The sequence below is a fragment of the Sphingobacterium sp. CZ-2 genome (genome assembly GCF_004526235.1).
GTDB lineage: Bacteria > Bacteroidota > Bacteroidia > Sphingobacteriales > Sphingobacteriaceae > Sphingobacterium > Sphingobacterium tenebrionis.
This window is the reverse complement of the sequence record NZ_CP038159.1, coordinates 3,326,075-3,339,407: the sequence shown is the minus strand read 5'-3', so window position 1 is coordinate 3,339,407 and position 13,333 is coordinate 3,326,075. Positions and strand designations below refer to the sequence as shown.

Here is a 13,333-nt window from a genome sequence, read left to right as displayed (position 1 = left end):
AATGAAATATTACTACTTTTAAGGGAAAGAAGACCTATGAACATCGAAGAACTACGGGATTATTGTCTGGCAAAGCCAAATACCCAAGAAGATACCCCTTTCGGACCCGAACATCTGCTGTTCAAATTGGCAGGGAAAGTCTATTTATTGGTTGGATTGGATCAGATCGATGAGCTGCGGTTCAATGTGAAATGTGATCCGGAATATGCCGTGGAATTAAGGGAGAAATATGAGCACAGTGTGATTCCAGGATATCACATGAATAAGAAACATTGGAATACCGTATATGCCAATAGGCAATTAAACGACGAGGAGCTCTATAAAATGATCGATCATAGCTATGATCTGATCTTCAACGCACTCCCAAAATCCCAAAAGGAAAAGCTGATGAACGGGGAGATCTAGACTTGAAATTCGTCTTTGATAGACTTCGCATAACTTACACCAATAGGGAGTTCATTTTCGAATACCCAAAGACTTTGTCGGGCTATTTTATCCAGATGTTTTTTATTGACCACAAAAGAACGATGTACCTGCATAAAGTCCTGCGTGCCTTTTTCCATCAAAAAATCCTTAATGGTCATTCTCGCCAATACCTCTTGGTCCGCTAAATGGAACCGGATGTAATTGCCAACGGCTTCCACATAGCCGACTTCATCCAGGTTCACCCGTACCAGTTGATACCCATCTTTAACATATAAAATCTGTTCGGTATCCAGAATGCCTTTTAACTCCAGCATCTCCTTTGCCCGCTGACAAGCCTTTTCAAAACGTTCGAACGAGTAAGGTTTCAACAGGTAATCCAAGGCCTCCAGCTCAAAGCCCGCCAAAGCATAATTCGGATAGGCGGTAGAAAAAATAACCAAGGGTTTTGGATCCAGCTTTTTGAACAGGTCAATGCCATTGATGTCGGGCATATGTACATCAAGAAACAACAAATGGATATCCTCATGCTGCTGTAGATAGGCTTCCGCATCCCTAGCATTCAGAAAAGTTCGTTGTAAAGCCAAATAGGGAACTTTTGCAGCAAAACGCTTTACAATATCCAGCGCAATAGGCTCATCATCCAGGGCAATAGCTTTAATTACTTCCATGATATTCGTTGTTGATGTCTACTACAGAATCGGGTTGTCCTTCCAACAGATCCACGGTCAGGAATACAAAGAATTCCTGTTGATTCTGTTCGATAACCAATAAATGTTTCCCCGGATAAAATACCTGCAAGCGCGCTTGCACATTGTCCAGACCTATGCCTGATTTGGATCTTTCCAGATCGGTACCCTCCAATTGATGGATACTATTGTAAACCGAAAACTTTAACTGCCGATCAACAATATCCGCATTGATCTTGATCCAGGATTCCTTTTCCATACTGATGCCATGTTTGAAAGCATTCTCTACAAAAGGGATCAACAGCATCGGACTGATGTAGAAGTTTTCTACCGGATCTGCAATTTCCGATTCGATCTTGATGTTCGGCACATTCTCCACGCGTAGGCTCTGTATGGCCACATATTCCCTTAAGTAGTCAAGATCCCGGGATAAAAGAATGTAATCCTGTTGGTTTTCAAACAGCATAAAGCGCATCATCTGGCTCAATCGCTGTATGCTATCGGCGGTTTTATCGGCGTTTTCCTGCATCGCTATGCCATAAATCGAATTCATGACATTGAACAGGAAATGCGGGTTGATCTGCGATTGCATCAGCTTCATCTCAGCGGTTGTTTTACCTAGATCCTTCTGTAGGGAAGCGATCTGCTGTTTATTGGCCTTGGTCCTGAAATAAACATACATACTTAGGGGGATGACAATAAGGGCCACCACCAATCCAACGGGGATCATCCGCTGCGAATACCGTCCGTTCACTTGGATGATGAACAGGATAAACGGTGCCATTCCAGCTAGGGCGGTAAAGAAAGCCAGTAATCCATATTCCGTTTTATTGATTTTCCCATGATGGTACATCCTTAACAGGTAGTAGGTGTTTATCGCATAGAGAAAATAAGCATAGGGAATATACATGGATAAAACCCCGAAATCCCTGCTCTGGGTAAACATATAAAGGGATATCAGGAATGATAACCCGACCACCAAAAAGATTTCGGTGATTAGTTTTCTGATGAAAGCCTGCTTCTGGTTAATTGTTGTTGCTGATTCCATGGTCATTTGTCGTTTAAAAATACTAAAAATGTTTGTTTTGTATATTTAAGATCCAAGGACCATTCAGGTATCCAGTCCAAATAACTTCCAGCCATTGGCTAATCTGTGGAGTTTCCTGTAGTTGCGAGAAGAGCAGATTGGTTAAAAAGTAAAATAACATAAGCTTCGATTTAAATTCGTTGAATTACTTATGCAAGTATAATATGCCCTTTACGCTTCCCTAAATTTTTGTGACGAATGCCAATAAAGAAATGATAAATACCAATTTATTGGTTTTTTTACAGCTCTTTTCTGTCGGTATCATACAGCCCGACCAATAAACTGTTCCCTTTTCCATCTATACGCAATCCCCCATAGGCTGCTTTTTCATACCGTTCTGCTTGGCCTTCCTCAAAGAAAAAAGATTCTGCACCGATATTGATATTGGAAAAATTACCTATCGTATAATTCAAGGCATATTCCCCTTTTTCCAAGGGTAAAACTTCCGGCTGAAACCTTTCCCAATGGCCAATTCCATCCTTGTCCAACTTGACAATACAGTAGCCCCTTTTAGGAATATTCATGTTCCATCCCTTATTGCTGATCTTATAATTCAAACGCATATAATCGCCCTGCATTAATGAGCGAGGATCTACAGGAGCCAATTTCAAAAGAACCAATTGCCCTTCTTTCAAGATCTTTTCCTTCTTGAAGACCGATAAATTAAAATAGATGAGCAATGCTGCCAGATTCACTAAGATGAGGATATATTTATAGTTTTTCATGGTTCTCCAATTTTTTACGGGTGATAAAAAATAGGGCAAGGAACAGAATTCCAGACCCCATCATGAGTAAGGATTTAAACAGTAAAGTAAACTCCAGATCATAATAATACTGTCCGAGGTAATACAGAAAAGCAATCATTCCAGCAACAAAACCAGTTTTATAATGAATATGAAAACAGATCAAACTGATCAACAGCGCTCCTGAAATACCGGGGAAGATTACGGTGCTTGCTAAACAAAACAACAATACCAACAGGATGCCAAGTCGCTGTTTCTTGGACCCATAACCCATACGACGAAAAATTTCAGATAGGATATAGAGGATGAGCCCAATAAAGACCAGGGAAAGGATAATTCGATATGCGCTTGTATAATCTAACGAAGTAAATCTAGATACGGGATACAGTGCGACCAAAAAAGCAAGGGTAACTGCGGTTCGAATAGGCAGATAGCGATGTGCCATCCCTTTAGAAAAACTAATCAGCTTCGACTCATTCCATAAGAAATAAGTGGCGAGTAGACCCAAGATTCCAGTCAGTACATAAAACCATTCCTGATCTTCCCCATCCATAAATAGGGCAAAACCAAACCAGATCGCCAATAAGGTTGCAGAAAAATTGATGATATAACCACGGGAAATGACCATACTACCAAGGGAAATCAAAAAAAGAGAAAATGCAGCGAGGGTAGCATGTATATCCAACCGGTCAAATCCAAAAGCAACCAATCCAATCCCTAATAAAAACAAACATAAGCTGATGCTGTCCAGGAAGATGCGCTTGCCAACTTTGTCAATGACAAATGCGGAAATAAGAAAAACGATGCCTGTTCCAATAAATCCAAACGCGGTCTGGAAAAAATTGATCATGAACAAAAAGGCTGTAAATGTGCCGCAGGCAAATACCGCCCCCAATACGGAGAAGATCTTGATCGCAAGGGATTGATCATGACGTTGATCTTCATAGGCTTGGGCCAAATGCTCGCTGTTAAAAATTATTTCTTTAGCTTGTAAGGATTGGAAATAATCCAATTTATCCTGTAGGAGATCTTTATTTTGCATAGCGGTGTTTTCTTTGAAAGGATAGGAGTGCCCTAACCAATACCGTTACGGAAACAATAATGAATAGGCCGATCACAAAGACCATTTCTTCCGTTTCCGAAGCCTTCAATAGGCTGGCAGAAATCATGATGATCAAACTAAAAGGAATGGTCGTGAGAAAAAAGAGGTTATAGTGCTTGACCCCATGATATATTCCAAACCCATACAAGTAGGCGGTTAAGCCCAATAGGATATAGAAATTAGGATCATACGATTTATAGATCCCCAAACAGATACCAATGGTTGCCATCGCGATACTCGCTAACCCAGTTAGCTGAATGAAATAAGCTGGAATCTTTTCCCATCTTCCGGTCAGATTTAGGAGTATGGCGATCATACAGACCATGCCATTGAATAAGGTTAATACCCCATAGGTATAAAGCCAGGACCAATGGTTGGCCACCTGTACCACATATAAGATAAAACTGATGTTGATCAAGGCGATGAAGATGATCCATAATGGTGGAAATTTGGACACGAAAGTCCAAAGGGCAATGAATAAGGTCCATGCCAAAAAGAAATCATAGGCATTGGCGCCTGTTTGGTAGACCTGCCCAAATACAGCAAACAGGGCCCCGACCAATAAGGCACTGCCCGATAAGATGATTTGCTTGAAAAGTGGTTCTAACCTTAGCCTGAAGTAGGCAATGATCAACAAAATGATCAAACCCTCAATGATTCCAATTTTTGCGAATTTGTGCAGATCCTGCCAATTATAGGCGAAAAAGAAAATCAGCCCGATAACAAAAAAGCCTATTCCAAGGACCATCATCGAGATCCGGAAAAAATCATCCCAATGGTTTTTGGGCTGAAAAACCTTTTCTTGTAATGCCTTTTGGATGCTCTCCTGATGGATATTGCTGTTTCGGGCGATGATATGTATATCCTTACGTTCCATTATATCTTTGTTGTAAGATTATGCGAATAGAAAATTAGCAAAAAACCTCAGGGCCCTGCGCTGCAGATGCCCCAAGGTAACCGCTAAGTTAATTATCTTTGTCCTTAAACAATTTCGCGTCGCGGGTGTTTTTTTGAACGGCTATGGCTGCAAATATGCTGAGCATAAAGGACATGCCATAAAACCCCTTCTCACTCAGGAAAAGGTCTGCGTTCCACAATCCTACAATTAGGAGAACGATGGCGGCGATCGTTGCAAACCAACTGATGCCATAATACAATTCGGTTACTTCCAAACCTTCGGCCCTATCGCGTACCGATTTCTGCACGGAGATTACTGCAAATAATCCGAACAGGAGGATCGTAAAGTAATATCCCTTTTCGTTCAACTCCATATCGGCATTCCATAATCCAATGCAATAACTTATCGATCCGACCAATAAAGCCATCCAGGATGCGCCTACAAAAGCAGCAGTAGGTTTGAATGGATTTCTTATTCCATCATTCTTGATGGGATTGTTTTCTTCTGTGTTGTGATTTAGCGGTTCCATTTTTTTTAGTTTTTTGATTAATACTGAGACAAATTTGGGGTCTATATCCAAAGTTTTAAAGCTACATTTCGTAAAATACTGACGATATAAATTGTTATTTTAACTATATTTAGGTTTAAAATATTGGACTATGGATGTATTATCGGATTTGATTAACCTCTTGAACGACAAAGATAAAGTTGATTTCAAAGCCTATTTAAAACATAAAAACAAGAGGCAAGATGTGAAGAATATCCGCTTGTTCGAGGTGATACAAACTGATGATATAAATGCAATAAATAAGTTGTATGGGAAGCTGAAAAATCGTGATTCTTACCATGCTTTGCGGAAAAGATTACATGATAGCCTGCTCTTATTTATTTCCCAAAGGACTTTCGAAAGAGCTAACCAGGCTGTATATGAATTATTGCGCTATTTGGTAGTTGGCCGATACCTGCTGGAGAATAATTTAACCAAGTTGGGATTCCGATCACTGGATAAAGCGGAGCGGATTGCCACCGAAAATGAAGAATACAACCTGCTTCAGGAAATCCTGTTGCTGAAACTCCAGTTTGCACACCTGAACGATACCATCGATCTCGAAGAACTATCCAAAAGATTTATTTGGAACCAGACCCAGATTCAACGGGAGGCCAAGATGCAATTGGCCTATGCACAACTCCGAAAGGAACTGATCGACATACAGCTCAAAGGAAAAGTAATCGATCTGACCCAGTTTATTGCCGAAACCATCCAGAAATACAAGATTTCCATGCTGGATTTCATGAATTATAAATCGCTCTACCAGGTCCTGTACCTGGCCAATGAATATGCTGCCATCAATCAGAACTTTAAATTGGTGGAAAAATATGTAAGCCGCAGTTATCAATTCATAGAACGCAAAAAGGAGGAATCCTCCATCCATATGTATTACAAAATCTACATCCTGTATTACTTGGCCAATTTCAATTTCAGGAACCGAAACTATGCAAAAAGCACAGCAATTTTGGACCAAATTTCCAGCATACTATCCGACCATCCCGATTATTGGAATCAGTTCTATTACCGGCAGCAATTGTTATATGCTTTAAACCTCCATTTTTCAGGTCATCCAACCCAAGCCTTAGAGACACTCGGCCATGCCCTAAAACAAGTTGGTAAAAACGTGAAAATGGAAGATGCTTATGATCTGCAGATCTGTTTGGTCATGTTCCAGACCCAACATCACGATCGGCAAGCGCGGGCAGGTCTCCTCCGTTTCCATCATTCGGATGCCTGGTTGGAAAAGAAAATGGGGATGTTGTGGAGTATCCGAAAGAGTCTGTTGGAGATCCTGGTTTATGGAGAATTTGAAGAGACGGATTTGGCCAGTGCGCGAATAAAAAGCTTCCGAAGACGCTATCGCAATTATCTTTTACAAACGAAAGAAGAAAAGGTCCTAGACTATGTCTCCCTTTTGGAAAACTTCTTTACCCATCCAAGTGTTGTCCATAAAGAATCTTTCCAACAGAAAGTCTACGCTTTATTAGCATTGGAAGAAAACAGCGATCTGTTTAATCTCAGCTTCATTGCTTGGTTGGTTGCACGATGGGAAAAGGCCACAACTTACGAAGTCACCATACAAATTTTGAAAATCCAAGACGAAGAGGGGGTGTTTTCACCGATAAAAATGACGTAATGGCAGTCAAAAAGCGTACAATTACCTAGTTTTTACTTTCTTATGTACGAATGGAATAAGAATTGGTGTATTTTTATAAAAATAATTAAATTTAGAGAATGGGTTGGGCAACGAAAAAAAGTAGGACTTGGGAGATTAGACAAATGGTATGGACTGTATTATCCGTCGTTATGTTTCTACCTTTTCCTATACACATTACCCCTTTGGTGATGATGAATCAGGCAAGACGTGCGAAGGTACGTTCTTGGTACATCACTTCCTGGGTTCTTCTGGCTGTGGAGCTGGCGCTCATGGTTTCCTTTTTTTATTTCTTTGGTGCGTTGAGTCAGGCGATGTTCCTTACATTGGGAGGATCGGTACTTACCTATGTGGTAGGTAATGGGTTGTTATTGAACCAGGCGAAACCTTACCTACAACGGTTGGAATTGGGAGAAGTAAGGGATCTGTATTGGATCTCCAGCATAGATTCCCAAAAGCGATTGGAAATAGCGGCACCTAGCATCGATACCCCGCAGTTATTTGTGGAACGCCTACTTCATTGGCGCAAGGAAATCGAAAATAGAAATATCCAAAAAGATATCGACAATATCCTCCGTCTGTTCCAATTATTGGAAAAGAAAGACAAACGGGAGGCAGAGAAATTCTTGGTGCGACACTCCACGGTGGTGAACGTATTGATGCAGTATGATGAGTTGGAGAATGCACGCTTGAATAATACCATCACATCCGAGTCCAAGCAGAAGTTGGAAGCGGTGATACGTCAGGCTGCGGTGGCCATCGAACAGGAAGTGACCAATCAGTTCAAGATGGGCTTGTTGGATGTTTCCGCAGAGAGCGACGTGTATTTACAGACATTAAAAAGTAGAAACCTTTTAAAAGATTAAGAAATTATGGCAAATCTAGATTTGACACATTTAAATGATGATCAGGAGAAGAATAAACCTGCGGAAATCCAAGTGAACTTCACGGAGGAAGAAAAGGCCCTGATCCAACAATATAAAGATAAGATCAACCTGAAATCGACTACAGATATTATTCAGTTCGGTGTGGGAACCCAAAGTAATGTGAGCAATTTCTCGAATGAGATTCTGAAACAGGTGCGCACAAAAGACTTGGGTGGTGCAGAGGATATTCTAGTCAATCTGCGTTCGGAGATCCGAGGATTCGACGAAAAAATGAATAAAAAACCCTTGTTGCCTTTCTTTGATAACATCAAGAAAAAGATTGGCCGCATGCGTACGGAATATTCATCGGTAGAGACCAATATCCATAATATTGAATTGAAATTGGAAGGGCATTATAAAAACCTGGCGAAGGATGTGAACATCTTTGACAAGCTTTTTGTACAGAACCAACAATATTTCAAGGACCTTTCCTTGCATATCAAAGCAGGGGAGGAGAAGTTGGATGAAGTGATCAACCATACCTTACCGGCATTGAAATCAGAAGCTGAAGCCACAGGCGATCAGCACAAGATCCAGGAATACAAAGATCTGGAGCAACATGTTGTGCGTTTTGAGCGTAAGGTGCATGATCTGAAACTGACCAGAATGGTTGTTCTTCAAACCGCTCCGCAGATCCGTATGATCCAGAGCAACAGCAGTTCCTTGATGGAGAAGATCCAATCGAGTATTGTAAATACCCTACCGCTATGGAAAAATCAGATGGTCTTGACCTTAGGGATTGCCCATGCGCAAAGCGCTTTGGAAGCTCAACGAGCAGTAACGGATGCTACCAACGAGTTATTGAAGAGGAATTCGGAAATGCTGAAAGAAGCTACCATCAATGTAGCGAAGGAAACCGAAAGGGGTATTATTGATATGGATACCATCAAAAAAGCCAATACGGATATCATTACGACGATCGAAGAGGTGTTGCGTATCCAAAAAGATGGCCGTGAAAAACGTAAGGTCGCTGAACAAGAGCTATTACAAGCCGAAACAGAACTCAAAAACCATATATTGAAATCATCGGATGAAACGAAGTTGATAAACTAAGATTGTAGATAATAGATATTAGATGATAGATATTAGACGATAGACCTTTCCCCGTCATTGCGAAACTTTCTCCGTCATCGTAAGTTTGTAGGGAAGTTATAGGAATTAAAGAAACAGAATATAATTTTGTATTTCATTTAGGATACAGCGAGATAGGGAGTAAGATTTTTAATCGTCATTGGTCCTTGAGAGACCCTTCGCAATGTTAATCCCCCTCTCTTATTCCTATCATAAACTTGGACAGTTCATTAGGCCAGGAGCCTGTTTTTACGATTGATAAGTTATGATAAGAGCTGCTGTAATCCACAAAAATGGTATACAAAGATGGTAACAGGTATTGATTGTTCAAAGGATTATTTTGACATTTCTGTCCAATCGGGACAGAAAGAGGTTTTTAAGGGTCGTTTCAGTAACGACGAAGCGGGTTTTGTGGAGGCCCTGGGCCACATGCACGGCAGCCATATAGCGATGGAGGCCACCGGTCCCTATTACTTCCGGCTGGCAAAGTTCCTCTGGGAGAGGGATGAACGGGTCTCGGTCATCAACCCCCTTGTCATCAGGCGTTTTTCCCAGATGACCCTGGCCAGGACCAAGACCGACAGGAAGGATGCCCAGCTCATCGCCAAGTTCACCAGCATGACGGAACCTGCCCAATGGAGGCTGCCGGAGGAACATGTGCTGAGGATCAGGAACCTGGAAGGCTATATCAAGGGACAGAAGGAATGCAGGACCATGCTAACGAACAGGCTCCATGCATATGAACATGCGGGAACACTGGAACCCACGCTCAGGAAGACCATAGAGGAAGGGATCAAACGTTATGATCAGGACATCAATGAACATGAAAGGCAGGTCCAGCAGATCATCATGGAGAATTACGGGGAACTCAATGCGAACCTGCGGAGCATACCCGGAATAGGGCCACGCAGCGCAGCACTGCTTATCATCCTGACGGACGGTTTCAGTCGGTTCGAGGGGTACAGGCAGCTGATATCCTATTTCGGACTGGCGCCCAGGATATTCGAGTCCGGCAGCAGTGTAAGGGGAAAGGGACATATCTGCAAGATGGGGATGGGCCAGGTCAGAAAGGTGCTGTACATGGCGGCAATATCCGCCATCAGGAGCAACACCGCCTGCAGCGGGCTTTATGGGAGGTTGATGGAAAAGGGAAAACCCTACAAGGTCGCAATCATAGCAGTGGTGAACAAACTGATCAAACAGGCATTCGCCATCGCAAAATCTGGAAAGGGCTACATCGCAAAAGCGGCCTAATCAGAATATTATTTGGAGAAAATTTAATTTATTATTTGGATATATACACAGTTCATTGCGAGGAGGTACGACGAAGCAATCTTTCCGTCGCTGTCATGGTGAGCGTAGTCGAACCATCTGTTCGTATACAACCGTACAGATCCTTCGACTACGCTCAGGATGACAAAGACTACGCTCACCATGACAAAGACTACACTCAGGATTACAGGCTAAAGATTGCTTCGTTCCTCGCAATGACGCGGAAAATCTCACAATGACGCGGAAAATCTCACAAAGAAACAAAAAGTGTTTGGACGACACGAAAGGTCTATCGTCTATCATCTATCATCTCACATCTATCATCTCACATCTAAAACCTACATCTCCCATCTCTTCTTCGGCACACAAGTAATATCTGCAACCTTTTTTAGCACGATAGCACGTGCTTCAAATCTATTCTCCAACACCACACTATCCTTACTCGAATAAGCGATCTTGAACCTAGGCACATAAGGCCCGTTCTTATAACATCCGGAAATCTTCTGTTTGCCGTTTTCCTTGGTATACACCCCTTCCACAATGATACTATCCCCGCGCACCACATATACCGCTTTGGCATATTCCTTCCAATTTCCATCCCCATAACAACTATCAGGGATCGTTTTGATCTTATTATGCACCTTAATGGTCGCATAGATAGAATCACAGGTTACCTTAAATTCATGCAGGTTGTAGTTCAGGGTTTCTGAAGAATTACTGACGCTATCCTGCACCCAAACCCCTTGGAAAAAGTCTGCGCCCTCATCCTGCATATCAGAATGTCGCGTACAGCTCCCCAATAGAAAAAGTATACCCATCAAGGACAGGTATACTTTTCTTAAAGAATATGTATTTTTATTTTTAACCACTAACTTATTTTAAGCTTCCTACCATTTCTTCTGGTTTCACCCATTCATCAAATTCCTCAGCTGTCACATAACCTAGCGAAATAGCGGTTTCTTTCAATGTAGAATTGTTCTTATGTGCTGTCTGCGCAATCTCAGCCGCTTTGTAATAGCCAATTTTCGTATTCAAGGCAGTCACCAACATCAAGGAATTATCAACCAACTCTTTGATACGCGCATAATTCGGCTCAATACCGATCGCACAGTGCTCCTCAAAAGATACACATGCATCACCGATCAAACGAGCAGATTGTAGGAAATTCGCTGCCATGACAGGTTTGAACACATTCAGCTCGTAATGACCCTGTGTACCACCGATCGTGATCGCTACATCATTACCCATAACCTGTGCGGCAACCATCGTCAATGCTTCACATTGCGTAGGGTTTACTTTTCCTGGCATGATCGAAGATCCTGGCTCATTTTCCGGAATCAAGATCTCTCCGATGCCTGAACGAGGACCAGAAGCCATCATACGGATATCATTGGCAATTTTATTCAAGGCAACCGCCAATTGCTTCAAAGCACCATGTGATTCCACAATAGCATCGTGTGCTGCCAAAGCCTCAAATTTATTCTCTGCAGTAACAAAAGGTAGACCTGTGAATTCGGCGATATATTTCGCTACCAACACATCATATCCTTTAGGCGTGTTCAATCCAGTACCTACGGCAGTTCCACCTAAAGCAAGCTCACCTAAATGCGCTAGGGTGTTTTTCAACGCTTTCAAACCATAGTTCAATTGCGCTACATAACCCGATAATTCCTGTCCTAAGGTTAACGGAGTGGCATCCATCAAGTGCGTACGACCGATCTTCACCACGTTCATAAACTCTTCAGATTTTCTTTTCAAGGTATCACGTAGCTTTTCCACACCAGGGATGGTAATATCAACCACGGCTTTGTAAGCTGCAATATGCATTCCGGTAGGGAACGTATCGTTGGAAGATTGCGATTTATTTACATCATCATTTGCTTTAAGAACAGGCTCACCTTCGCCAATCTTACCACCAGCCAATACTTGGGCGCGGTTAGCGACAACCTCATTCACATTCATGTTCGATTGCGTGCCTGAACCTGTCTGCCAAATCACCAACGGAAATTGATCGTCCAATTTTCCGGCAAGGATTTCATCACATACGGCTGCGATAGCGTCACGCTTCTCAACAGGTAATACACCTAATTCATGGTTGGCATATGCTGCTGCTTTTTTCAAATAAGCAAATCCATCCACGATTTCTTTCGGCATTGAAGCTGCCGGTCCAATTTTGAAGTTGTTACGAGATCTTTCGGTTTGGGCTCCCCAGTATTTATCTGCTGGTACTTGCACCTCACCCATGGTGTCTTTTTCTATTCTGAATGACATAATTACAAATGTTTTTATAAAGGCAAATTTAAGCAAAATTAATTCAACCGACGTTGAATATGTTCCTCAATATGGTGGAACAATTGTTTTGGTTTGAGGGTCCGCCAAGGAAAATTGTTCAGGTATTCCCCGAAATTGATGTAATAATCGATCTGGTTGTCCTGAAACTCCTTGATCACATGCTCCCGGAAGTTCAGACCCACGATCCATCCATCCTCCACATCCTGAAACCACTCCTCATAATAGGAATCATCAGAAGCGTGAAAGTTCAGAACGTTCTCCCCGACCAAAATAAATTTATTGATCCCTTCATCGATCATCAGGTCGATAAGCTCCCTTTTCAGGATCATGATGTCGTTATAGATGGCATCATTCCACTCACCGATAAACTCGATGATGGTATACCCGCGATCATAGTCAACATACAGCACCTTCAGGTACAGCGTCAATGATCCAAAATGATCCCATTGGGGATGAAGCAAAAAGTTATACACTTTTTTATCAAATTCGAATTCATTGTAAATCGTGCCAAAAAAAGGGCTTCTTTCGTCTTCTGAGGCTATATAATCGTCGCGCCAGTGGTAATACGGTTCCAATTCATGCATATCAATGTAAAAATATTGAAAATTGCGGAATTATAATTGGTT

General features: G+C 41.9%; 14 protein-coding genes. 5 read left to right on the top strand and 9 right to left on the bottom strand.

What is annotated here, in order from left to right; genetic code table 11:
* Positions 1-36: 36 nt before the first annotated feature.
* On the top strand, positions 37-405 hold the full coding sequence (locus tag E3D81_RS14615) for an MmcQ/YjbR family DNA-binding protein (protein ID WP_134777971.1): 369 nt from the start codon (positions 37-39) through the stop codon (positions 403-405).
* Here the strand turns inward: E3D81_RS14615 and E3D81_RS14610 are convergent.
* The 6 genes from E3D81_RS14610 to yiaA form a co-directional block, all read right to left on the bottom strand.
* A complete protein-coding gene (locus E3D81_RS14610) occupies positions 402-1,094 on the bottom strand; it encodes a LytR/AlgR family response regulator transcription factor (RefSeq protein ID WP_134777970.1) in 693 nt (230 codons plus the stop codon). The genes E3D81_RS14615 and E3D81_RS14610 overlap by 4 nt on opposite strands.
* A complete protein-coding gene (locus tag E3D81_RS14605; RefSeq protein WP_167554323.1) occupies positions 1,081-2,160 on the bottom strand; it encodes a sensor histidine kinase in 1,080 nt (359 codons plus the stop codon). Before E3D81_RS14605 ends, E3D81_RS14610 begins: the two co-directional genes overlap by 14 nt.
* A 278-nt stretch (positions 2,161-2,438) precedes the next feature.
* The gene (locus tag E3D81_RS14600; RefSeq protein ID WP_134777968.1) at positions 2,439-2,924 is read right to left on the bottom strand and encodes a GDYXXLXY domain-containing protein; all 486 of its coding nucleotides are present in this window, start codon (positions 2,922-2,924) and stop codon (positions 2,439-2,441) included.
* Positions 2,911-3,984 (bottom strand): DUF4401 domain-containing protein, encoded by a 1,074-nt coding sequence (locus E3D81_RS14595; protein ID WP_134777967.1) that lies wholly within the window; start codon positions 3,982-3,984, stop codon positions 2,911-2,913. The genes E3D81_RS14600 and E3D81_RS14595 overlap by 14 nt, the downstream gene beginning before the upstream one ends.
* Complete coding sequence (locus E3D81_RS14590; RefSeq protein WP_134777966.1) at positions 3,974-4,921, bottom strand: DUF2157 domain-containing protein; 948 nt, start codon at positions 4,919-4,921, stop codon at positions 3,974-3,976. Before E3D81_RS14590 ends, E3D81_RS14595 begins: the two co-directional genes overlap by 11 nt.
* Positions 4,922-5,009: 88 nt before the next feature.
* Positions 5,010-5,471: an inner membrane protein YiaA gene (gene yiaA / locus E3D81_RS14585; RefSeq protein WP_134777965.1), complete on the bottom strand. Its 462-nt coding sequence runs from the start codon at positions 5,469-5,471 to the stop codon at positions 5,010-5,012.
* Positions 5,472-5,601: 130 nt separating this feature from the next.
* Between yiaA and E3D81_RS14580 the strand changes: the two genes are divergently transcribed.
* The 4 genes from E3D81_RS14580 (at position 5,602) to E3D81_RS14565 (ending at position 10,397) form a co-directional block, all read left to right on the top strand.
* The gene (locus E3D81_RS14580) at positions 5,602-7,128 is read left to right on the top strand and encodes a hypothetical protein (protein WP_134777964.1); all 1,527 of its coding nucleotides are present in this window, start codon (positions 5,602-5,604) and stop codon (positions 7,126-7,128) included.
* Positions 7,129-7,298: 170 nt separating this feature from the next.
* A complete protein-coding gene (locus E3D81_RS14575) occupies positions 7,299-8,012 on the top strand; it encodes a hypothetical protein (RefSeq protein WP_134777963.1) in 714 nt (237 codons plus the stop codon).
* Between the two features lie 6 nt (positions 8,013-8,018).
* Positions 8,019-9,125, top strand: a complete 1,107-nt coding sequence (locus E3D81_RS14570; RefSeq protein WP_099367128.1) for a toxic anion resistance protein — start codon at positions 8,019-8,021, stop codon at positions 9,123-9,125.
* A 324-nt stretch (positions 9,126-9,449) separates the two neighbouring features.
* Positions 9,450-10,397: an IS110 family transposase gene (locus E3D81_RS14565; protein WP_134776238.1), complete on the top strand. Its 948-nt coding sequence runs from the start codon at positions 9,450-9,452 to the stop codon at positions 10,395-10,397.
* A 356-nt stretch (positions 10,398-10,753) separates the two neighbouring features.
* Here the strand turns inward: E3D81_RS14565 and E3D81_RS14560 are convergent, their stop codons facing one another.
* Genes E3D81_RS14560 through E3D81_RS14550 form a run of 3 tightly spaced genes read right to left on the bottom strand, consistent with a single transcriptional unit; the run spans position 10,754 to position 13,291 of the window.
* A complete protein-coding gene (locus tag E3D81_RS14560; protein ID WP_245153229.1) occupies positions 10,754-11,284 on the bottom strand; it encodes a fumarate hydratase in 531 nt (176 codons plus the stop codon).
* A gap of 4 nt (positions 11,285-11,288) precedes the next feature.
* Positions 11,289-12,686 carry a class II fumarate hydratase gene (fumC, locus tag E3D81_RS14555; protein ID WP_099367126.1) on the bottom strand — a complete coding sequence of 466 codons (1,398 nt, stop codon included), beginning with the start codon at positions 12,684-12,686 and terminating at the stop codon, positions 11,289-11,291.
* 38 nt (positions 12,687-12,724) lie between these two features.
* A complete protein-coding gene (locus E3D81_RS14550) occupies positions 12,725-13,291 on the bottom strand; it encodes a hypothetical protein (RefSeq protein ID WP_134777962.1) in 567 nt (188 codons plus the stop codon).
* Positions 13,292-13,333: the final 42 nt, after the last annotated feature.

Coding starts and splice junctions, on each gene's coding strand:
- E3D81_RS14595 (WP_134777967.1), bottom strand. CDS start 3,984: ATGCAAAATAAAGATCTCCTACAGGATAAATTGGATTATTTCCAATCC.
- E3D81_RS14590 (WP_134777966.1), bottom strand. CDS start 4,921: ATGGAACGTAAGGATATACATATCATCGCCCGAAACAGCAATATCCAT.
- E3D81_RS14565 (WP_134776238.1), top strand. CDS start 9,450: ATGGTAACAGGTATTGATTGTTCAAAGGATTATTTTGACATTTCTGTC.
- E3D81_RS14575 (WP_134777963.1), top strand. CDS start 7,299: ATGTTTCTACCTTTTCCTATACACATTACCCCTTTGGTGATGATGAAT.
- fumC (WP_099367126.1), bottom strand. CDS start 12,686: ATGTCATTCAGAATAGAAAAAGACACCATGGGTGAGGTGCAAGTACCA.
- E3D81_RS14610 (WP_134777970.1), bottom strand. CDS start 1,094: ATGGAAGTAATTAAAGCTATTGCCCTGGATGATGAGCCTATTGCGCTG.
- E3D81_RS14600 (WP_134777968.1), bottom strand. CDS start 2,924: ATGAAAAACTATAAATATATCCTCATCTTAGTGAATCTGGCAGCATTG.
- E3D81_RS14570 (WP_099367128.1), top strand. CDS start 8,019: ATGGCAAATCTAGATTTGACACATTTAAATGATGATCAGGAGAAGAAT.
- E3D81_RS14550 (WP_134777962.1), bottom strand. CDS start 13,291: ATGCATGAATTGGAACCGTATTACCACTGGCGCGACGATTATATAGCC.
- E3D81_RS14605 (WP_167554323.1), bottom strand. CDS start 2,160: ATGGAATCAGCAACAACAATTAACCAGAAGCAGGCTTTCATCAGAAAA.
- yiaA (WP_134777965.1), bottom strand. CDS start 5,471: ATGGAACCGCTAAATCACAACACAGAAGAAAACAATCCCATCAAGAAT.
- E3D81_RS14580 (WP_134777964.1), top strand. CDS start 5,602: ATGGATGTATTATCGGATTTGATTAACCTCTTGAACGACAAAGATAAA.
- E3D81_RS14615 (WP_134777971.1), top strand. CDS start 37: ATGAACATCGAAGAACTACGGGATTATTGTCTGGCAAAGCCAAATACC.